The 21,675-nt window shown below is 71.0% G+C and carries 15 protein-coding genes; 5 read left to right on the forward strand and 10 right to left on the reverse strand.

Going from position 1 to position 21,675, the window contains the following annotated elements; genetic code table 11:
* Nucleotides 1-2: 2 nt before the first annotated feature.
* Entirely contained in the window at nt 3-1,814 is a 1,812-nt protein-coding gene (locus F1734_RS09270; RefSeq protein WP_017681982.1) for a hypothetical protein, read from the reverse strand.
* On the reverse strand, nt 1,805-2,872 hold the full coding sequence (gene corA, locus F1734_RS09275) for a magnesium/cobalt transporter CorA (RefSeq protein ID WP_010592426.1): 1,068 nt from the start codon (nt 2,870-2,872) through the stop codon (nt 1,805-1,807). The genes F1734_RS09270 and corA overlap by 10 nt, the downstream gene beginning before the upstream one ends.
* Nucleotides 2,873-2,984: 112 nt before the next feature.
* Here corA and F1734_RS09280 point away from each other — a divergent pair, with 112 nt between their 5' ends.
* From F1734_RS09280 to F1734_RS09295, 4 genes are all read left to right on the forward strand, one after another.
* Nucleotides 2,985-3,839: a PHP domain-containing protein gene (locus F1734_RS09280; RefSeq protein ID WP_017681983.1), complete on the forward strand. Its 855-nt coding sequence runs from the start codon at nt 2,985-2,987 to the stop codon at nt 3,837-3,839.
* Nucleotides 3,836-4,258 carry a hypothetical protein gene (locus tag F1734_RS09285; RefSeq protein WP_010592424.1) on the forward strand — a complete coding sequence of 141 codons (423 nt, stop codon included), beginning with the start codon at nt 3,836-3,838 and terminating at the stop codon, nt 4,256-4,258. The genes F1734_RS09280 and F1734_RS09285 overlap by 4 nt, the downstream gene beginning before the upstream one ends.
* A 445-nt stretch (nt 4,259-4,703) precedes the next feature.
* The gene (locus F1734_RS09290) at nt 4,704-5,897 is read left to right on the forward strand and encodes an NAD(P)-dependent malic enzyme (RefSeq protein WP_026138053.1); all 1,194 of its coding nucleotides are present in this window, start codon (nt 4,704-4,706) and stop codon (nt 5,895-5,897) included.
* 97 nt (nt 5,898-5,994) lie between these two features.
* Nucleotides 5,995-6,930, forward strand: a complete 936-nt coding sequence (locus tag F1734_RS09295) for a glycine betaine ABC transporter substrate-binding protein (protein WP_228287171.1) — start codon at nt 5,995-5,997, stop codon at nt 6,928-6,930.
* Here the strand turns inward: F1734_RS09295 and F1734_RS09300 are convergent.
* From F1734_RS09300 to F1734_RS09310, 3 genes are read right to left on the reverse strand one after another with little or no spacing between them, the layout of a single operon-like run.
* The gene (locus tag F1734_RS09300; RefSeq protein WP_010592421.1) at nt 6,889-7,806 is read right to left on the reverse strand and encodes an alpha/beta hydrolase; all 918 of its coding nucleotides are present in this window, start codon (nt 7,804-7,806) and stop codon (nt 6,889-6,891) included. The two genes, F1734_RS09295 and F1734_RS09300, sit on opposite strands and share 42 nt — an antisense overlap.
* A 10-nt stretch (nt 7,807-7,816) precedes the next feature.
* Nucleotides 7,817-8,644, reverse strand: a complete 828-nt coding sequence (locus F1734_RS09305) for an SDR family NAD(P)-dependent oxidoreductase (RefSeq protein ID WP_010592420.1) — start codon at nt 8,642-8,644, stop codon at nt 7,817-7,819.
* Nucleotides 8,641-10,224, reverse strand: a complete 1,584-nt coding sequence (locus F1734_RS09310; RefSeq protein ID WP_017681985.1) for a flavin-containing monooxygenase — start codon at nt 10,222-10,224, stop codon at nt 8,641-8,643. The genes F1734_RS09305 and F1734_RS09310 overlap by 4 nt, the downstream gene beginning before the upstream one ends.
* A 70-nt stretch (nt 10,225-10,294) precedes the next feature.
* On the opposite strand from F1734_RS09310, the gene F1734_RS09315 reads away from it, so the two are divergent.
* Nucleotides 10,295-10,963 carry a TetR/AcrR family transcriptional regulator gene (locus F1734_RS09315; protein WP_010592418.1) on the forward strand — a complete coding sequence of 223 codons (669 nt, stop codon included), beginning with the start codon at nt 10,295-10,297 and terminating at the stop codon, nt 10,961-10,963.
* A gap of 82 nt (nt 10,964-11,045) precedes the next feature.
* Here F1734_RS09315 and F1734_RS09320 read toward each other — a convergent pair whose 3' ends face one another.
* From F1734_RS09320 to F1734_RS09340, 5 genes are all read right to left on the reverse strand, one after another.
* Complete coding sequence (locus F1734_RS09320; protein ID WP_203011553.1) at nt 11,046-14,843, reverse strand: multifunctional oxoglutarate decarboxylase/oxoglutarate dehydrogenase thiamine pyrophosphate-binding subunit/dihydrolipoyllysine-residue succinyltransferase subunit; 3,798 nt, start codon at nt 14,841-14,843, stop codon at nt 11,046-11,048.
* 107 nt (nt 14,844-14,950) lie between these two features.
* On the reverse strand, nt 14,951-18,751 hold the full coding sequence (locus F1734_RS09325) for an ABC transporter ATP-binding protein (protein ID WP_203011554.1): 3,801 nt from the start codon (nt 18,749-18,751) through the stop codon (nt 14,951-14,953).
* Between the two features lie 161 nt (nt 18,752-18,912).
* Nucleotides 18,913-19,698: an ABC transporter permease gene (locus F1734_RS09330; protein WP_203011555.1), complete on the reverse strand. Its 786-nt coding sequence runs from the start codon at nt 19,696-19,698 to the stop codon at nt 18,913-18,915.
* Complete coding sequence (locus F1734_RS09335) at nt 19,695-20,795, reverse strand: ABC transporter ATP-binding protein (RefSeq protein WP_017681731.1); 1,101 nt, start codon at nt 20,793-20,795, stop codon at nt 19,695-19,697. The genes F1734_RS09330 and F1734_RS09335 overlap by 4 nt, the downstream gene beginning before the upstream one ends.
* Before the next feature lie 40 nt (nt 20,796-20,835).
* Nucleotides 20,836-21,675, reverse strand: coding sequence for an alpha/beta fold hydrolase (locus F1734_RS09340; RefSeq protein WP_010592413.1), 840 nt, complete (start codon nt 21,673-21,675; stop codon nt 20,836-20,838).

Here is a 21,675-nt window from a genome sequence, read left to right on the forward strand (position 1 = left end):
GGTCAGCGCGGGACGACGACGCCGATCGGGCCGCCCGCCAGGCACACGTCGAGTCCCGCCGATGCCGAGCGGGCCTGCAGCCCGGTGCCTGCGCCCGGGACCCGTGCGTAGGCCGTGCCCAGTCCCTCGGTGACCGGTACCCGCACCCGCGGGGCGGCGGGAAACCCCACCTCGATCTCGCCGTCCGCGGAGGCGCGGTAGTTCAGCTGCACCGTCCACTCCCCGCCCACGAGCGCCGTGTCGGCGGGCAGCACGGTCGTCCTCGACTCGGTGAGCAGATGCCCGCAGTCGGGCACCGGACCGGGCAGCACGTGCCGCACCGGAACGAGTTCCGCCGGCACGAGTCGTCCCCGGTCGTCGAGCACCTGCAGTTCGGTGGTGACGGCGCCGATCTCGGCGCGTCCCGGCAACGGCGAGAACACCCGGCTCAGGAGGTTGTGGGGGTGGGTGACCGGCAGGAGCACCCACACCGACACGGGATGGTCGAGGATCGGCACGTCGGGGCGTGCGGTGAGCGCGGACCTCGCGGCGGCCAGGTAGGCGCCGGTGGGGTTGTCGGCCCAGGTGCGCGCGAAGGTCGTCGTGGACCACAGACAGCTCGCCGTGAAGACCACCGCGCACCCGGCGGCGACGATCCGCCGCGCGGGTGCGCGCCGCGGGTCGTCGCGTGGGCCGGCGCGCAGGATCAGGGCCGTTCCGATCGCGACGACCACGGCCGTGTCGGTGTGGTAGCGCAGGGTCTGGGCCAGTTCGTACGTCGTGTCCGGGCCGAAGCGGGTGGTGATCATCGCGGCCGTCGAGGCCGCCACGTAGGCGGCCGTCGCGGCCCACACCCAGCCCGTGCGCCGGCTGCGCCGCAGCGACCACACCAGGACGGCGAGCACCGCGGCCCAGGCCGCCACGACGAGCCCGGTCGGCGGATCCGCCCACGGCGGTCCCGGATTCCAGCGGTCCCATCGCCACGGCCCGCCCAGCAGCGCCGGCAGCACCCCGAACGAGACACCGTGGTGCGTCAGCCCCCGGACCATGTCGCCCGTCGGCGCCCCGAACCGGGACTCGACGAGGGACAGGTACGCCGCCGCCCAGGCCGCGAGGACCAGCGCCGAGCCGAGCCACAGCGGCGCCGCGCGTCGCGCCGCGGTGCGCACCGGCCGGGGGTGGCCGTCCAACCCGTACATCAGCGCGACGGTCGCGAAGGCCACCGCCGGTACCAGCACCGACTTCTCGAAGAACAGCAGTGCGACGCCGGTGACCGCCGTCCCGCTCAGCGCGTAGCGGAGTCGGCCCGTGCGCGCCGCACGGATCGCGTCGCCGGCCACCCACGCCAGGCCCGCCTGCAGCGGCAGCGAATTCAGGCCCGCCGCCCACCACGCGAACGCCGGCAGCGTCAGGGGCGTGAACAGGTAGAACAGCAGCGGGCCGAGCAGCGCCGGCCGCGGTCCGAGCAGCAACCACAGCACGCGCAGCACGGCCAGCGACGCCAACGCCTGGCCGGCCACGAGCGTCGCAGCCGCCGGCCACCACTGCAGCGGTGCGAGGCTCGTGATCACGTCGGCCACCACGAACGCACCCGGCATGAGATGGCCGTCGTGGTCGTAGCCGAGCAACTCGAACGACAGCAGCGGGTGCAGGCCCGCCCGTCCGACCAGAATCAGGTCGTCCCAGTAGAACTGCCCGCCGAACGCGAGCAGGGAGCGCACCGCCAGCTGCAGGACGATCAGGACGAGGGCCGCCGCGAGCACCCACGTCCCACGGGTGTGCCCTGCGGAAGCGACCGGCGTCAGGCGGTCCCGCGCCGCGGTGATCAGAGCCATTTGTTGCGGCGGAAGGTGACGAACAGGCCGACGGTGATCGCGACGATCGCCCCGATGACCACGAAGTACCCGTGCTCCCAGTGCAGTTCGGGCATGTTGTCGAAGTTCATCCCGTAGATCCCGGCGATCATCGTGGGCACGGCCGCGATCGCCACCCACGCCGAGATCCGGCGCATGTCGGTGTTCTGCTGCACCGTCACCTTCGCGATCGCGGCATCGACGAGGGTGCTCAGCGTCTCGTCGTAGTCCGCGATGCGCTCGGCCACCTTGGTGTGATGATCGGCGACGTCCCGGAAGTAGCGCCGCACCTCCTTGGGCACCGGATTGCCCGCGCCGCGGGTCAGCTGGCGCAGCGGCGTCGCGAGGGGGAGCACCGCCCGTCGCAGTTCCACGATCTCCCGCTTGAGCAGATAGATCTGCTCCACCGCGATGCGGGTGTCGGGCGTGAACACCAGTTCCTCGAGGTCGTCGATGTCCGGCTGCACGGCGTCGACCACGGCGAGGTACGTGTCCACGACGTGGTCGGCGACGGCGTGCAGCACCGACGACGGACCCAGCGCCAGCCGCTCCGGGGCGGCCTCGAGCCGATGCCGCACGTCCGCCAGCGCGGAGTGGTCGCCGTGGCGGACGCTGACGACGAAGTCCCGGCCGCAGAAGAGCATGATCTCGCCGGTCTCGACGATCTCCTTGGTCGTGGTCACCGACTCGTGTTCGACGTAGTTCACGGTCCGCAGCACGAGGAACGTCACGTCGTCGTAGCGTTCGAGCTTGGGCCGCTGATGCGCGTGCACGGCGTCCTCGACCGTCAGTTCGTGCAGCCCGAACGTGCGGCCCACGCTCGTCATCTGCTGTTCGTCGGGCTCGTGCAGGCCGAGCCACACGAATCCGGCGCCGCGCCGGCGCACCTCCTCGAGCGCCGCGCCGTGGGCGTAACGGCCCGGCAGCCGCACGCCGTCGACGTAGACGGCGCAGTCCACCACCGCCCGCTCGGCGGGGACGCGCAGGGTGGACGCCGGGGCGCCGGTCCGGCGCGACGGGTGCGAGGGCAGGTTCGGCATCGGTTCCCTTCCGCGCAGCACGCTCCGGCCCGTCCGGGCGGTCGCAGCGTCATGCTAACCCGCCCCGGACCGCCCGCCGGGGCCGCACGACGGCACCTGACACACTGGTGGGGTGCGTATCGATCTGCATACCCACTCGCTGGCCTCCGACGGGACCGACACCCCGGCGGGACTCGTCCGTGCCGCGGTCGAGGCCGGGCTCGACGTGGTCGCCCTGACCGACCACGACACCACCGCCGGCTGGGACGCGGCGGCCGACGCCCTGCCTGCGGGACTGCGGCTGATCCGCGGCATGGAGATGTCGTGCACCGGACGCGGTGAGGACGGCCGGCCCGTGGCGGTGCATCTGCTCGCCTACCTGTTCGACCCGCGGAACGAGGCGTTCGCGGTCGAGCGGGAGCGCCTGCGCGGGGAGCGGGTGGGCCGTATCCGGACGATGGCCGAGCGGATGGCCGCCGACGGGCTGCCCGTCGATCCCGAACGGATCGTCACCGCCGCCGGTCCGGTGGCCGGGCGGCCGCACCTGGCGCGCGCGCTGGTGGAGGCGGGGGTCGTTCCGAGCATCGAGGCCGCGTTCGCGGACCTGCTGTCGTCGCGGGGTCGCTACTACGTCACCAAGGCGGACACTCCGCTGTCGGAGGCCGTGCGCATGGTCGCCGACGCCGGCGGTGTCACCGTCGTGGCGCATGCCCGTGCCCGGTCCCGGGGCCGGCTGCTCGCACTCGACCACATCGAGGAACTCGCGGAACTGGGCCTCGGCGGCCTCGAGGCGGACCATCCGGACCACGCTCCGGCCGACGCGCAGCTCATGCGGGACATGGCGGCGAAGCTCGATCTGTTCGTCACGGGGTCGTCCGACTACCACGGCGGCAACAAGGCCGTCCCGCTCGGCCGGTACACGACGGACCCCGAGGCGTTCGAGGCGCTGACGGCACGGGCCACCGGGGTCGAGGTGCTCGAGGGATGAGCACCTGGGGCCGCCCGGCGCGCCGCGACGACCGCGCCGTCGGGCACGACGACTTCTACGACGACTCCGCTCACCGCTCCGGGCGCGACGCCTACGAGGCGCCCGCGGCGGCATCGCCCCGCGGTGGGACGCCGAGTCGGGACGGGTTCGTCGTGCGGGGACTGCGAGCCCTGTCGGGTGTGGTGTGCGGCGCGGTGATCGTCCTGACAGCGGTGGTCTGGGTGGCGCAGTACCTGGGGGACAAGCGGGATTTCCCGGGGCCGGGTTCGGCGTCGCTGTCCGCCCACGTCGTCGCGGCGCTCGTCGCCACGGCCGCGCAGCTGTTCGCGGACCGCCGGCGTGGTCTCGCCGCGGTCGCGGGCGTGGCTGTGGTCTATCTCACGGGCGCGGTTCTGATGTTCACCCAGTGGTGGGGCTGACGTTCGGACCCCCGTGCGTTACCGGCAGGTAACCGGTCGGCATCTCGGGCTTTTGCCTCGGAACGACCCCGATCGTGGGGTCGACATTGCGGCTCGGCTGTCCAAACTCACAGGTGAGCGCCGAAAATCGTGAGACATTCGCAAGAAATACCGATTTGATTGTTGGCTTGTGAAGGTGGCAAACTTTTCCTCAATCCGGCCTCGGTGCCACCGCCTCGAAGCCGGACGAAGATGGCAGACCCTGTAGAGGGCTCGTCGCCAGGGCTCACCCGCCTCGGCGCCATCACGCTCCGGAAGTCGTACAGCGTTGTACAGCGGTAACCGTGATCGCGCCCGGAAGCTTCACCGAAATGTCCTTGGCGAAGCGCTGCACCCGATGTCCGTCGCGCAGCTACTTCGCAGTAACCGGAACCCGAGTGGTTCCGGCTCGAGCAGGAGTGTCATCGTGTCAATCGTGTCTGATGCACCTACCCCCCAGAAGGTCGAGTTGACCGACGAGGAAATCTTCGGCAGCCACGTCGACGGCAAGCTGTCCGTCGAGCTCACCGCACCGCTGGAGACGCAGCGGGACCTGTCGATCGCCTACACGCCCGGCGTCGCGCAGGTCTCCCGCGCGATCGCGGCCGACGAGACCCTCGCCGACCGCTACACCTGGACCAACCGCCTGGTGGTGGTCGTCTCCGACGGCTCGGCCGTCCTCGGCCTCGGTGACATCGGCCCGCGCGCGTCGCTGCCGGTGATGGAGGGCAAGTCCGCCCTGTTCAAGAAGTTCGCCGGCCTGAACTCGATCCCGCTGGTCCTCGACACCAAGGACCCCGACGCGATCGTCGAGACCCTGATCCGGCTGCGCCCGAGCTTCGGCGCGGTCAATCTCGAGGACATCTCGGCCCCGCGTTGCTTCGAGATCGAGAAGCGCGTGATCGAGGCGCTGGACTGCCCGGTCATGCACGACGACCAGCACGGCACCGCGATCGTCGCGCTCGCCGCGCTCAAGGGTGCGGCCAAGGTGCAGAACCGGGAGCTGTCCGGCCTGCGCATCGTCATCTCCGGTGCCGGCGCGGCCGGCGTGGCGGTGGCCAACATCCTGCTCGCCGCCGGCGCCGCGGATGTGACCGTGCTGGACTCGAAGGGCATCGTCTCGCGCGAGCGCACCGACCTGAACGAGGTCAAGGTCGACCTGGCCGCGCGGACCAACCCGGCCGGCCGGCACGGCGGCCTGATCGAGGCCCTGAGCGGTGCGGACGTGTTCATCGGCGTCTCGGCCGGCACGGTGCCCGAGGAGATCGTCGCCGAGATGGCCGACGGTGCGATCGTGTTCGCGCTGTCGAACCCGGACCCGGAGATCCACCCGACGATCGCCGCCAAGCACGCCGCGATCGTGGCGACCGGGCGCAGCGACTTCCCGAACCAGATCAACAACGTGCTGGCCTTCCCCGGTGTGTTCAAGGGCGCGCTCGACGCCGGTGCCCGGCGCATCACCGAAGGCATGAAGCTCGCCGCCGCCGAGGCCATCCTCTCGGTCGTCGGTGACGAGTTGGCCGTGGACAAGATCGTCCCGAGCCCTCTCGATCCGCGGGTGGCGCCCGCCGTCGCCGAGGCCGTCGCGGCCGCGGCACGGGCCGAGGGCGTCACCGACTGACGCGATCGACCGCACGCCCCGGCCGGAGCCCGCACCCAGGTTCCGGCCGGGGCGTTCGGCTTTCCGGGGATGCGCGAGGATGGGCAACGTGTGGAACGTGAGGAGACGGCGCGGCGGGGGATTCGGACGGACGGCGGCCGGGCTGACGGTCGCCGTCGCGGTGCTGACCGGGTGCGGCCCGTCGGTTCTCGACGAGTCGGCGGATGCCGCCACGGTGGTCGTCGGATCCGGGGACGACGTCGCGAGCGAACTGCTGGCCCGCATCTACGCCGGCGCCCTGGCCGGAAGCGGAACCCGTACCGAACTGCGAACCGGGCTCGGTGACCGGGCCGGATACCTGGCGGCGCTGGACGCGGCCGAGGTGACCCTCGTGCCGGACTACACCGGCCGGTTGCTGCGGTACTTCGCTCCGGCTGCCCCGGACACGGACGCCGAGGACGTGTTCGAGGCCCTCGCCCGTTCCCTGCCCGACGACCTGGCGATCACGGATTATGCTGCCGCCCAGGATCGTTCGATGCTCCTCGTGTCCGATGCCACCGCGGAGCGGCTCGGCACCACCGAAGTGGCCGGAATTCTCGGCCGGTGCGGCGAACTGACCGTGACGGTGTCCGGCGGGTTCGAGGTGAACGACGGCCTGCGGGACCTGGCCGAAAGAGGTTGCGTCCCGGGCCGTGTCGAGTCCGGCGACGACGACGTGGCGCTGCACGCGGCCACGCAGGGTGCGAGCGCGGCCGCGCTGACCACCACCTCGGTCGTCGCGCGCGACACCTCGGGGGTCGCGCTCGAGGACGCACCGGACCGCGCGCCCGGGACGGATCCGGAGGACGCAACTGCCACGGAGCCACCGGTGTTCGCTGCCCAGAACGTCGTCCCCGTGTTCCGCGAACACGTCCTGGGGGAACGTCAGCTCGAGGCTCTGAGCCTCGTCGCGGGCGAGCTCACCACCGCCGACCTGGCCGAGATGCTCGGCCGGATCGACGGCGGCGAGGACTCAGCGGTCGTCGCGCAGGCCTGGCTCACCGAGCACGTGTGAACGCAGGAACCCGCCCAGCTGTGCCACCGCGTCGGCGGCCTGACCCACCAGCGCGGCCTGCAGATGGGCCACGTGCCACAGATCGCGCTGCTCGGTGACCGTCACCTCCACACCCGCGTCGCGGAGCTTGCGGGCGAACTCGGTGACCTGCGGGTACAGCATCTCGCCGGTGCCGACATGGATCAGCGTCGGCGGCAGCCCGTTCAGGTCTCCCCGCAGGGGCGCGTAGCCGGGGTCGGCGGCGTCGTGCCCGCCGAGATACGCGCGGGCCGAGGCCGAGATCCAGGCGGCGTTGAGGACCGTGTCCCGGTCGAACGGGAAGTCGCGCGAGCCGGGGTCGGCCAACGGTGCGATCAGACCCAGGGCGGCGGGACGGACCCCGTGCCGGTCGATCAGCCGTCGCGCCGTCGCGACCGCCAGCCCGCCCCCGGCCGAATCCCCGGCGATCGGGGCGGTCCCCGGGGTCACGCCGTGCTCGGTCACCAGCTCGAGGTACGCACCGACCGCGTCGTCCAGGGCGGCGGGGTAGGGGTGCTCGGGAGCCAGCCGGTAGTCGAGCACGTAGACCGCCGAACCCGAGGCCGCGGCCAGGTGCGCGGCCAGGGACCGGTGCGTGGCGGGGGAGCCCACCGTGTACGCGCCGCCGTGCAGGTACAGCACCGCGGTGGGACGTTCGGTGGCGCCGACGGTGACGCGTTCGGCCGGCCGGCCCGCGAGCGTGACCTGCCGGACCACCGTGCCCTCGGGCAGGGTCTGGATCGGGGCGACCAGCTCGAGCAGCCGTCGCTGGGCGGAGTACGGCAACCGGGCGTTGAGGGCCAGCCGGTACGCCGGACGCAACGCGGCCCGCACGACGGGCAGGGGGAGCTGTGGCATGACCGCGACCCTAGCCCCTGGGCACGAAGCGGCCACTGACGAATGCGACGACACGCTGGTAGGACGGGCCCACCGCGCGTACCCAGGCGTCGAGGACCTTCGCGTCGGCGCCCACGAGTATCCGGGGCCGGCCCTTGCGCACCCCCTCGACGATGGTGCGGGCCGCGTCCTCCGGGCTGGTGCGCGCCAGCTTGCGGTCGAAGAACTGGGCGAAGGACTCCTGGTCGTCGCCCGCCGGGACGGCCGCATTGCGGGCGATCGCGGTCTTGATGCCGCCGGGATGGACACAGCTGACCTTGACGGGGTGCCCGGCGATCAGCATTTCCTGGCGCAGGGACTCGGTGAAGCCGCGGACGGCGAACTTCGCGGAGTTGTAGGCGCTCTGACCGGGGATGGACAGCAGCCCGAACAGGCTCGAGACGTTGACGATGTGTCCGTCGCCGGACGCGACGACGTGGGGCAGGAACGCCTTGGTGCCGTTGACCACGCCCCAGAAGTCGACGTCCATGATCCGCTCGATGTCCTTGAACTCCGAGCGCTCGAACTCTCCGTGGTAGGCGATGCCGGCGTTGTTGTAGATCTGGTTGACCTGGCCGAAGTGGGCGGCGACGGCGTCGGCGTAGTCGAGCACCGCCTCGCGCTGCGTGACGTCGAGGTGGTCGGCCTTGACCTCGGCGCCGAGATCGCGGGCCCGGCGCGCGGTTTCCTCCAGCCCGACGGTGTCGACGTCGGACAGGGCCAGCCGGGCGCCGCGCCGGGCGAGCTCGAGCGCCAGAGCGCGGCCGATGCCCGATCCGGCGCCGGTGATGACAGCTACCTTTCCTGCGAACTCGCTCACTGTGCTGCCACCTTCCGGGCGTCGGTCTCATCGGTGTCACGAACGGCCGCCGGCGTCTGCGCCGGGACCGGGGGGAGATCTGCCGCAGCGACGCTGCGGTAGGCATCCAGATCGAAATGCCGGGTGATACGGCGGAACTCGAACGTGAAGCTCGGCCACAGGGTGGTGTTGTTGCCGTGCTTGTCGAGGTACCAGCTCGCGCAGCCGCCGTTGTTCCACACGCTGCGCTTCAGGGCGTCCTGCAGGTTGCGGTTGTAGTCGTCCTGCACCTCGGCGCGCACCTCGACGGTGCCGATCCGATGGCGGTCGATGGTCTCGATCGCGTCCACGACGTAGTTCAGCTGGGATTCGATCATGTACACCATCGAGGTGTGGCCCAGGCCGGTGTTCGGTCCCACGAGGAAGAACATGTTGGGGAACCCGGCGACCGCGGCACCCTTGTAGCCCTGCATGCCGGTGGCGTCGAAGACGTCGGCGAGACTGCGGCCGTCCTTGCCGAAGATGCCGGCGAAGGTGGGCGAGTCGGTGACGTGGAAACCGGTCGCGACGACGATGGCGTCGACCTGCCGGGTGGTGCCGTCGCGGGTGACGATGCCGTCCGCGGTGACCTCCGCGATGCCGTCGGTGACCAGGTCGACGTTCGGGCGGGCCAGCGCGGGGTAGTAGTTGTTGGAAATGAGCATCCGCTTGCAGCCGATCTGGAAGTCCGGGGTGACCTTGCGGCGCAGCTCGGGGTCGGCGATCTGGCGGCGGATGTGCGTGCGGGCGGCGAGCTCGAGCGGCTTCATGAACGCCGGTGCCTTGGCGAGGCCGACGACCTGTGTCTCGCGGGTGAGGTACTGCAGGGCGCGGGACAGGCGCTGGAATCCGGGCAGGTGGCGGAACGCGAGCCGCTCGACGGGGGTGTACTCGCGGTCGGCGCGCGGCAGCACCCACGGCGCGGTGCGCTGGTAGACGTCGAGGTGGGCGACCTTGCCGGCGATGGCGGGCACGATCTGGATCGAGGAGGCGCCGGTGCCGATCACGGCGACGCGCTTGCCGGTGAGGTCCGCGTCGTGGTTCCACCGGGCGGAGTGGAAGATCTCGCCCCGGAACCGGTCGATGCCCTCGATGTCGGGCAGCGCCGGTTCGCACAGCGCGCCGACGGCGGAGACGACGATCCGGGCCTCGAACGCGCCCTTGGTGGTCTGCACGTCCCACCGGTGGGTGGCGTCGTTCCAGCGGACGGTCTGCACGTCGCAGCCGAAGACGGTGCGGCGGCGCACGTCGTACTTGTCGGCGATCGAGGCGATGTAGGCCTGGATCTCGGGCTGAGGCGAGAAGGACCGCGTCCAGCCCGGGTTCAGGGCGAACGAGTAGGAGTACAGATTGGAGGGAACGTCGCACGCGGCGCCCGGGTACGTGTTGTCGCGCCAGGTGCCGCCGACCTCCGAGCCGCGTTCGAGGACCACGAAGTCCTTGCCGGCCTGCGTCAGTCGGACGGCGGCGCCGAGTCCGGCGAACCCGCTGCCGATGATCAGCGTGTCGACCTGACGCGGGTGCGCATCGGTGGCGATGGTGTCTGTTACCGGAAGACTCATGTAAATGAGCGTAGGGCCATACTGAGTGGGGGTCAATAGCTGTTGACTACGATTCAACAAGAATGTTTGCATGGCACCTGTGAAGGGCAACATCGTCAAGCGCACCAGGCTCAGTCCTGCCGAGCGCCGAGCCCAGCTCGTCGACCTCGGCGTCCAGCTGCTCGCCGAACGGCCGCTCGAGCAGATCTCCGTGGAGGAGATCGCCGACCAGGCCGGGGTGTCGCGCGGGCTGCTGTTCCACTACTTCGCGTCCAAGCACGACTTCCACGTCGAACTCGTCCGGCACACCAGCCGCGACATGCTCGAGCGCACCGCACCCGACGACAGCCTCGAACCGATGGACATGCTGCGCGGCACGATCGTCGCGTACGTCGACTACGTCACCGACCACCGCGACACCTACCTGTCGATGCTGCGCGGCACCGCGAGCGGGGATCCGGACATGCGACAGGTCTTCGAGGACACCCGCACCGCGATGGTCGAACGTACCGTCGCGCACCTGCACCGCATCGGCATCGACGCCGGCCCCGCCGTAACCCTGGCGGTGCGCGGCTGGATCGCGTTCGTCGAGGACACCACGATCGCCTGGCTGCGGGACCCGCAGCTCACCCGCGAGGAGTTCGTGGACCTCGCCGTCGCGGCTCTGCCGGCGCTCGCCCTGGCTGCCGGCGGGCCGAATGTGACATCCAGTCGATTCGATCGACCGGATGTGACATTCGGTCACGTCGCTGGATCGTAGGAAACGGCGCGAGCCGGGCCGGCTGCCCCGAAGGGCAGGCGCGACCCGGCTCGTGTGAGAACCGCGGGGTACCGCCGGTGACCTACTGACCGAACGCCTTCTCCAGGATCTCCTGCTGCTCGACAGCGTGCACCTTGCTCGACCCGGACGACGGCGCCGACATCGCGCGGCGCGACGCCCGCTTGATGCCCGACAGCTTCTCGGGCAGCATCTCCGGCAGCGCCAGGCCCAGGAACGGCCACGCGCCCTGGTTGGCCGGCTCCTCCTGCACCCAGAAGAACTCGTGCGCGTTCGGGTACCGGTCGAGTGCCTCGGCGATACGGCGGCGCGGCACCGGGTACAGCTGCTCGATCCGCAGGATCGCGACGTCGTCCCGCTTCTCCTTGTCCTTCTTGGCCTTCAGCTCCCAGTAGAGCTTGCCGGAGGTCAGCAGAACGCGGGTGACCTTCTCGCGGTCGCCGCCGTCGCTCTCGTACATCGGCTCCTCGAACACCGAGCGGAACTTACCGTTGGTGAAGTCCTCGAGGTTGCTGACCGCGGCCTTGTTGCGCAGCATCGACTTCGGCGTGAACACCACCAGCGGACGGCGGATCCCGTCGAGGTGATGCCGGCGCAGCAGGTGGAAGTAGCTTGCCGGGGTGGACGGCATGGCCACCGTCATCGAACCCTCCGCACACAGCTGCAGGAACCGCTCGATGCGGCCCGAGGTGTGGTCCGGGCCCTGGCCCTCGTGGCCGTGCGGCAGCAGCAGCACCACGTCGGAGAGCTGGCCCCACTTGGCTTCGCCGGAGGAGATGAACTCGTCGATGATGGACTGCGCGCCGTTGACGAAGTCGCCGAACTGCGCCTCCCACAGCACCAGCGCCTCGGGGTTGCCCACGGAGTAGCCGTACTCGAAGCCCAGGCCCGCGAACTCGGTGAGCGCCGAGTCGTACACCATGAACTTGCCGCCCTTGCCGCCCTCGGCCGCGACCTGCTGCAGGGGGGTGTACTCGGCGCCGGTCTTGCGGTCGATGAGCACCGCGTGACGCTGGGTGAACGTGCCGCGGCGCGAGTCCTGGCCGGCCAGACGCACCAGCGCGCCCTGCTCGACCAGCGAACCGAACGCGAGCAGCTCGGCGTACGCCCAGTCGATGTGGCCCTCACGGGACATCTCGCGACGCTTCTCGATGACTGGCTTGACGCGCGGATGCACGGAGAAGCCCTCGGGGACGTTGACGAACGCGTCGCCGATCCGCTCGAGCACCGACTTGTCGACCGCGGTGGTCAGCTTCGCCGGCGGCGTCTGGTCGAGCTCGACCGACTCGGACGGCTCCGGCTTGAACTTTTCGAGCTCGCGGACCTCGTTGAAGACCCGTTCGAGCTGGCCCTGGTAGTCGCGCAGCGCGTCCTCGGCCTCTTTGAGCGAGATGTCGCCACGACCGATGAGGGACTCGGTGTAGCTCTTGCGGACGCTGCGCTTGGTGTCGATCACGTCGTACATCGCCGGCTGCGTCATCGACGGGTCGTCGCCCTCGTTGTGGCCGCGACGGCGGTAGCAGATCATGTCGATGACGACGTCCTTGTTGAACTTCTCGCGGAAGTCCACGGCGAGGCGGGCCACCCACACGCACGCCTCCGGGTCGTCGCCGTTGACGTGGAAGATCGGCGCGCCGATCATCTTCGCGACGTCGGTGCAGTACTCCGACGACCGCGAGTGCTCGGGGGCCGTGGTGAAGCCGACCTGGTTGTTGACGACGATGTGCACGGTGCCGCCGGTGCGGTAGCCCCGTAGCAGCGCGAGGTTGAGGGTCTCGGCCACGACACCCTGGCCGGCGAACGCCGCGTCACCGTGCAGCAGCAGCGGCATGACGGTGAAGCCACCCTCGCCCTTGTCCAGGATGTCCTGCTTGGCGCGCACGAGGCCCTCGAGGACCGGGTTGACGGCCTCGAGATGCGACGGGTTCGCCGTGAGCGAGACGTTGATGTCGTTGTCGCCGAACATCTGGATGTAGTTGCCCTCGGCGCCGAGGTGGTACTTCACGTCGCCGGATCCGTGGGCAGCGGCCGGGTTCAGGTTGCCCTCGAACTCGGTGAAGATCTTCGAGTACGGCTTGCCGACGATGTTGGCCAGCACGTTCAGGCGGCCGCGGTGCGGCATCGCGATGGCGACCTCGTCGAGCTCGTGCTCGGCGGCCTGGTCGATGATCGCGTCCATCATCGGGATGACCGACTCGGCGCCCTCGAGCGAGAACCGCTTCTGGCCGACGTACTTGGTCTGCAGGAACGTCTCGAACGCCTCGGCGGCGTTGAGGCGGCTGAGGATGTACTTCTGCTGTGCCACGGTCGGCTTGACGTGGTGCGCCTCGACGCGCTCCTGCAGCCACTGCTGCTGCTCGGGGTCGAGGATGTGGGTGTACTCCACGCCGACGTGGCGGCAGTAGGCGTCCCGCAGCACCGACAGCACGTCGCGCAGCTTCATGCGCTGCTGCCCGTGGAAGCCGCCGACGTTGAACTCCCGGTCGAGGTCCCAGAGGGTCAGGTCGTGGGTGGTGACGTCGAGGTCCGGGTGCGACCGGAACTTGTCCTTGACGAACTGCAGCGGATCCGTGTCGGCCATCAGGTGGCCGCGGCTGCGGTAGGCGGCGATCAGCTCGAGGACGCGGGTGCTCTTGTCGACGGCGCCTTCCGGCACGTCCTTGCGCCAGCGGACCGGCTCGTAGGGGATGTGCAGCGTGTGGAAGATCTCGTCGTAGAAATCGTCGCTGATGAGCAGGTTGTGGACGGTCCGCAGGAAGTCGCCGGACTCCGCGCCCTGGATGATGCGGTGATCGTAGGTGGAGGTCAGCGTCATGAGCTTGCCGACGCCGAGCTCGGCGATGCGCTCGTCGGAGGCGCCCTGGAACTCGGCCGGGTACTCCATCGCGCCGGCGCCGATGATGGCGCCCTGGCCCGGCATCAGCCGCGGCACCGAGTGCACGGTGCCGATGCCGCCCGGGTTGGTCAGCGAGATGGTGACCCCGGAGAAGTCCTCGGCGGTGAGCTTGCCGTCGCGCGCGCGACGGACGATGTCCTCGTACGCGGAGTAGAACTGCGCGAAGTTCATCGACTCGCAGTTCTTGATCGCGGCGACGACGAGCGAACGGTTGCCGTCCTTGCCGGCCAGGTCGATGGCCAGCCCGAGGTTGGTGTGCGCGGGGGTGACCGCGTTCGGCTTGCCGTCGATCTCGGCGAAGTGGCGGTTCATGTTCGGGAACGCCTTGACCGCCTGCACGATGGCGTAGCCGAGCAGGTGGGTGAACGAGACCTTGCCGCCGCGGGTACGGGCGAGGTGGTTGTTGATGACGATCCGGTTGTCGACCATCAGCTTCGCAGGGATGGCGCGCACACTGGTGGCGGTCGGGATCGAAAGCGAGGCGTTCATGTTCTTCGCGACGGCAGCGGCAGCGCCACGGAGAACCTTGGACTCTTCCTGGGGGGCCGAAGCGGCGGGCTTCGCGGGGGCCGGCTTGGCGGCGGGCTTCGCGGGGGCCGCCTTGGCGGCTGCCGGCTTGGCGGCGGGCTCGGCCGGCTTCGGAGCGGGCTTGGCCGGGGCGGTGCCGGGCTTGGCCGGGGCGGTGTCGGCCTTCGGCGGGGTGGGGGTGGCCTTCGGCGGAGCCGCGGCCGGGGCGGCCTTCGAGGCGGGAGCGGATTCGGTGGAGGTCGGAGCGGAACTCTGCGCCGGACGCTGGGTCTGCGTGGCACCGTTCGCGCCACCTGCGACCGCCGCCTCCGGGGAGTAGTCCGTCAAGAATTCGTGCCAGCTGGCGTCCACGGACGACGGATCGTCCTGGAACCGCTGGTACATCTCGTCAACCAACCACTGGTTCTGTCCGAACTGGGAAGTAGAGCTGCTGCTCACGGCAGTTGTTCGCCTCGTTTCTTTCTTCGGTACCCGATCGGAGTGCCTGTGTATATGAGGCTAGCCCGCGACTGTGACGAACGAAAAAGCTCTGCCACGGTCGAGACCTACCTCACAATCTCTGAGTCGACGGGGTCCCCATCGACGACGGTTCTCGCCAGCCGATTATTCCCTGCCCGCATTTGGGCCGCATCACAGAGGGTCGTGTACACGCCCCCGGCATGACGCAGCGCGTCGTGCGATCCGGTCTCCACGATGCGCCCACCGTCGACCACCACGATCAGGTCGGAGCGGGCCGCGGTCGCCAATCGGTGGGCCACCACCACGGCGGTGCGGCTGCGGGTCACCGACTCGCCCGCCGCGAGTACCGCGCGTTCGGTGCCCGGGTCGAGAGTCGCCGTGGCCTCGTCGAGCAGCAGCAGGTCCGGATCGACGAGTTCGGCCCGGGCCAGCGCGACGAGCTGACGCTGCCCGGCGGACAGGCCTTGCCCCCGCTCGCCGACGGGGTGCAGCATGCCGCCGGGCAGACCGGCGATCATGTCGAGCGCCCCCACTGCGCGGGCTGCCGCCTCGATGTCCGTGCGGTCCGCGCCGGGCCGCCCGTAGGCGATGTTGCTCGCGACGGTGCCGGTGAACAGATGCGCTTCCTGCGGGACGACGCCGAGCCGGGCCCGGTATTCGGGCAGTCGGTAGCCGCGCAGGTCGACGTCGTCCACGCGCACCGAACCGGACGTCGGATCGTAGAACCGGGCCAGCAGTTTGACGATCGTGGACTTGCCGGCCCCCGTGCGTCCGACCAGTGCCACCGTCGAACCAGCCGGGAAGTGCAGGTCCACGCCGGTGAGCGCGTCCGCGTCGGCACCCGCGTAGCGGAACCCGACCTGTTCGAGCCGTACGTCGCCGCGCAGATGTCCCGGGATCGGCACCGTGCCGGTGCCGCCTGTCTCGAGGGAACTCTCGGTCCGCAGCAGGTCACCGATCCGGCGCAGTCCCACCCGGGCCTGCTGATAGCCGTCGAACACCTGCGACAACTGCTGGATGGGGCCGAACAGCAGACCGAGGTAGAGCACGAATGCGACGAGCACGCCCGCGGTCGTCGCGCCCGACGCCACCTCCCGGGCCCCGACGAACACCACCGCCGCCAGCGCGAGGTCGGACAGCAGCGCGATGAACGGGAAGTACAGGGAGATGGCCCGCTGGGAGCGCATCCGGCTGCGCCGGTACGCGTCGGCTCGTTCGGCGAACCGGCGGGCCGCGAATTCCTCGCGGCGGTATGCCTGGGCCGCCCGCAACCCGGTGATGTTTTCCTGGAAGTCCGCATTGACCAGCGAGATGCGTTCACGGGAGACCGAGTAGGCCGTGGACGAGACCCGCCGGAACCACAGTGTCGCCGCGAGCAGCGGCGGCACCACCGCCAGCGCCACCAGCCCCAGGGTGAGGTCGGTGGCCAGCAGGGCGACGGAGATCCCGGCCAGCGTCAGCACGCTCACGACCGCCGTGGACAACCCGGTCTGGATGAACGACGAGAGTGCGTCGACGTCGGTGGTCATCCGGGTCATGATGCGGCCGGACAGTTCCCGCTCGTAGTAGTCCAGCCCCAGCCGCTGCAGGTGCGCATAGCTGCGCACCCGCAACCCGAACAGCACCCGCTCACCGGCACGCGCGGTGAGCACGGTGAGCAGCGCCACTACCAGCCACGCCAGCAGCGCCAGCGCGGCACCCACGGCGGTGGCCGCCCACAACGGGCCGGGTTCGCCCGGCGTGACGCCCCGGTCGACGGCGTAGCGCACGATCGACGGGAACGCGATCGACGTCAGCGACTCGACCGCCAGGCACAACACCACCGCCGCCAGCAGCCACCGCACCGGCCGCAGCGTCCGGGAGAGGCGGAACTCGGGGTCGGGGCGCCGCAGCTGTGCCGTGTCCAGCCCCGGTCGCTCGGTGGCCGGGGGCAACGCCTCGACCGCCCGGCGCAGCGCCGGCGTCGGGGCGACCGACCCGAGGGCGCCGCTCATCGGACCGCCGCCGCGGCCGCCACCGCCCGGGCCCCCCTGCGGTGCGGCCGCCCGCACCACGACCGGATCGGAGCCGGGCGCCGCCTCCGGCCACAACGCGCCGAGGGCGTGCCCGTCGGTGCGCTCCGGCTCGGGCGCCTCGTCCTCGTCGCCAGTGAGCAGGGCCCGGAACAGGGCATTGCGCGTCTCGAGTTCGTGGACCGTTCCGGAGTCGGCCACGCGGCCGCCGTCGAGCACCGCGACCCGGTCGGCGAGGGAGAGCGTGGACCGCCGGTGCGCGAGGATCAGCGTGGTGCGCTTCGGGCGTGCCCGCAGCGCCGCGAAGATCGCGGCCTCCGTCTCCGCGTCCACGGCCGAGGTCGCGTCGTCGAGAATCAGCACCCGAGGATCGAGCAGCAACGCACGGGCCAGCGCGACCCGCTGCCGCTGCCCACCGGAGAGCGTCAGCCCCCGCTCGCCGACCACGGTGTCGTACCCCTCGGGGAGCGCCTCGACGAACTCGTCCGCGCACGCCGCCCGCGCGGCGGCGCGGATCTCCTCGGCGCTCGCCTCGGGCCGGCCGAGCGCGATGTTCGCGGCGATCGTGTCCGAGAACAGGAACGGCTCGTCGAACACCAGGCTCACCGCCTCGCGCAACTGCTCGGCACGCAGGGCCCCGACGTCGATTCGTTCGCCGTCGGCGGCGGTGACGTACACCGTCCCGGACTCGGGGGCATAGAACCGGGGCAGCAGCAGCGACAGCGCGGTCTTGCCGGAGCCGGCGGCGCCGACCACGGCGACGGTCTCGCCCGGCGCCAGTTCGAGATCGAGACCGTCGAGGACGGGCCGGCCGGGCTCGAAGCCGAAAATCACCGAATCGAGGACCAGCCCGAGCGGTCCCTCCGGCAACGGCACCGGGTGCGGCGGGTCGGCGACGTCGGGTTCGGTGTCGATCACCTCGTACACCCGCTCGACCGCCGCCCGGGAGAGCTGCGCCATGATCACCACCGACGACAGCGTGCGGGTGGTCGCCGTCATCGTCGCCAGGTAGGCGGCGAACGCGAGGAACGTGCCGACGGTGACGGTGCCCTGCAGGGCCAGCCAGCCGCCGAGCGCGATCACGGCGACGAGCCCGAGCTGCGGGATGGCCCCCATCGGGGCGGCGAACGCGGCGTTGATCCGGGCGGCGCGCATGCGCTCGGCGTAGAGGGCGCGACCGTGCTGTTCGAGCTGGTCGACGGCGCGGCCCTCCTGCCCGAACCCCTTGACCACCCGCACCCCGGTGACGGTCTCCTCCACGTGCTGGGCCAGGTCGGCGGCGCGTTGCTGCGCCGACCACGTCGCCGCGAACAGCTTGGGCCGGACGAGGGCCACCACCCCGGCGATCACCGGCACGGTGACGAGGGCGACCAGGGTCAGCAGCGGGGAGAGCACCGCCATGATCACGAGTGCCAGGACGAACTGCAGCAGCGCCCCCGCCGACATGGGGACCATCGCGAGCAGACCCTGGACGAGTTGCAGGTCGGTGATGGAGCGCGACACCACCTGCCCGGTGCGGATCTGGTCCTGGCCGCGTCCGTCGAGCCGCTGCAGAGAGGCGAGCAGACCGAGCCGCAGGTCGTGCTGCACGTCGAGGGAGAGCCGGCCGGCGAGCATCCGCCGGCCGTACTGGCACCCGAACCGCACCACCGCGCCCCCCGCGATCGCCGCCGCCGCCAGACCGATCAGCTGCAGGTCGTGCCCCTCCGGGTGGGTGGCGCTGTCGAGTGCCAGCTTGGTCAGCAGCGGGAAGGTGATGTCGATCAGTGCGGCGACGACGGTGACGGTCAGTGCGCCGAGCGCGACGCGGCGGTGCTGCCAGGCCTCCGCGCCCAGCCGACGGATCCAACCGGGGGAACGCGCGTCGTGTGCCATCGCTTTTCGACATTAGCCCCGGCGGCCGACAGGACGCGGGCCACGGTCACGGCTCTCCACGATCCGCTTCCGTCGAAGCGGATCCGCTCGGCCCTTCGGAATCCGCTCCGTGCGCGACCGGCGCGAATTCGCAACGAGCGGACGAATCCGCGCAGAGGGAATCAGACGATGTCGCGGGTACGGGTACGCCACCAGCCGAGGCCGCACAGCAGTACCGTCCAGCCGACCAACCCCAGCGGCGCCGCCGGCCACGTCACAGCCGGGTCGACCTCCTCGGGCAGGTCGATGGCCGTGAACACCGTGTACCAGGTGAGCTGTCCGGGCAGCAGCCGGGCGAGCGCACCCGCCCCGAGACCGTCGAGGATCAGCGAGACGATCAGCTCCCCGAACGGAACCCAGGCGGTGATCGCCAGGACGCTGCCGGCCGTCGAACCGGTGAGCAGGCCGAGCCCCGCGCCCATGAGGGCCCACAGCATCGCGGCGAACAGGCCGGCGCCGAGGACCGCGGCGACATTGCCCGCCCCCGAGCCGTCGCCGGACGGTCCGCCGCCGAACATCAGGACGGTCAGCACCGACACGGTTTCCACCACCACGCAGTACAACAGGCCGAACGCGACCGCCGTCGTCAGCTTGGCGGCGACGACCCCGTCGCGGCCGCGGGCGGTCAGGAAACTGGTGACGATGGTGCGGTGCTGGAACTCGCTGCCCGTGTTGACCACCCCGAACAGGGCCGCGAACAGGAACACCAGCGCCAGTGCGACCGCGACACCGATCGCGGCGGCGGCGGCTTCGGCGAAGTTCTCGCCGACGAGTCCCTCGAGGGTGGTGAGGATCGGCAGGGTCAGAGCCCCCGAGAACAGGCCCACCACCGCCGGGGCGATCCCGAGGATCCACCAGTAACGCAGGCCCAGGACCTTACGGAACTCGGCCGTCAGCAACGCAGTCAACGGGGTCCTTCCCAACCGGTCGGCGGATGAGGCTGTGGGGAGTGCGGGAACTGCCCCGGGTACGGCGGCTGTTGCGGGGGCTGTGGGAACTGCCCCGGGTACGGGGGCTGTGGAGCCGGCGGTCCCTGCATCCCCCACCCGGGCGCGGCACCCACGTACTGACCCGCCGTCATCGCCAGGAACACCTGCTCGAGGTCGATGTGCTCGACGCTCGTTCCGAAGACGGTCACGCCGTACGCGGTGGCGAACTCGGCGACGCGCTCGGGTTCCACCCCGACGATCGCGAGCCGCCCGTCGGGCTGGACCTGCGCGTCGGTGTGGCCCGACGCGGCGAGAGCCGTCGCCAGGCGGGCAGGATCGGAGACGGCGACGAGGACCCGGGCTCGATGCGCATGCCGCAGATCCGCCGTCGTGCCCTGGTGCACGAGCCTGCCGCGGCTGATGATCACCAGACGGTCGGCCGTCTGCTCGACCTCCCGCAGGATGTGACTCGAGATCAGCACGGTGCCCCCGGAGCGGGCGTAGCCGAGCAGGAAGTCGCGCAACCAGGCCATGCCTTCGGGGTCGAGGCCGTTCGCCGGTTCGTCGAGCACGAGGTAGCGCGGTTCGCCGAGCAGCGCGGTGGCCAGCGCCAGCCGCTGCCGCATGCCGAGGGAGAACTCGCCGATCCGCCGGCGGGTCGCCGCGGCGAGCCCGGTCAGGTCGAGGACGCGCCGCACCTGTGCCGACGGCACGCCGATCGCCGCGGCGTACACCTCGAGATGGGTGCCGGCGGTGTGCTTGGGATGGAAGCTCTGCGCGTCCAGCACCGCACCGACCACCCGTGCCGGGTGCGGCAGCGAGGTGAAGGGCACCCCGTCGACGAGCGCGACACCGGCCGTCGGGCGCACCAGGCCGAGCAGCATCCGCAGGGTCGTCGTCTTCCCGGAACCGTTCGGCCCGAGAAATCCCGTGATCGAACCCGGCGGCACGGAGAACGACAGGTCCGACACCGCGGGTACGTCGCGGAAGTTCTTCCACAGGCCCTGCACGGCGATACCCGCCGCGGGCGCGTACCCGGCGCCGGCGGCCGGCTCCGTCGGGAACGGCGCTGTCATCGACTCCCTCTCTGGTGGGTCCTGCTCGGACCCCGAGAGCCTACGTGCCCGGCGCGGCAGGCCGGGAGAAGGACCGCTCGAGGAACGGCAGCACCAGTTCGAGGAATTCGCTGGGGGAGTCGAGCTGCGGGCAATGCCCGGCGTCCGGAATGATCGCGACCCGCCGTCGGGCGCCGGTATGCACCCGGCCCGCGGCGCGCGCCGGGGTGATCAGATCCCGCTCACCCCACACCAGCAGTGCCGGCACGGACAGGGAGTTCACCATTTCGGGGATGGGCAGCCGGGCCAGTTCGGGGATCACGGCCCGGCCGACGGCCAGCAGGGTCTCGATGCTGCGCCGGCTCGCGTAGTTCGCCGCGAACGCGGTGCGGGTGTCGACGCCCAGCCGGTCCGGACGGTGCAGCGCCGCACGGGCGTAGAGAGTGGCGACGGCGAACTGCACCAGGGCGGGCGGCACGGGCCGGGACAGCGCGCGCGACACCATGTCCAGCGGCAACCGCGCGCCGCTCGACCAGCTGCGCGGGATCCCGGCCATCCCCGGCATGTCGGCGAGCACGACGCCGTCCACCCGGCCCGGATACGTCGATGCGAACGCCAGCGAGGTCACCGCTCCCAGCGAATTGCCGATCAGCGCCACCGGATCCGCGCAGTCGGCGATCACCTCGGCGACGGTGTCGACATAGTGATCCAGCACCGGCGCCCGCCAGTGTCCGGCGCTGCGGCCGAATCCGGGCAGGTCGACGGTCAGGACCCGGTGGCGCTCGGCCAGCGCCGGGACCACCTTGCACCAGGTGCCCCCGTGATCGGAGTATCCGTGCAGGAGAACCACGGTGCGGGTGCCGGATCCGCTCTCGCGCACGAACACCTTGCCCGCGGACAT

The organism is Rhodococcus ruber, assembly GCF_016804345.1.
Taxonomy (GTDB): Bacteria; Actinomycetota; Actinomycetes; order Mycobacteriales; family Mycobacteriaceae; genus Rhodococcus; species Rhodococcus ruber.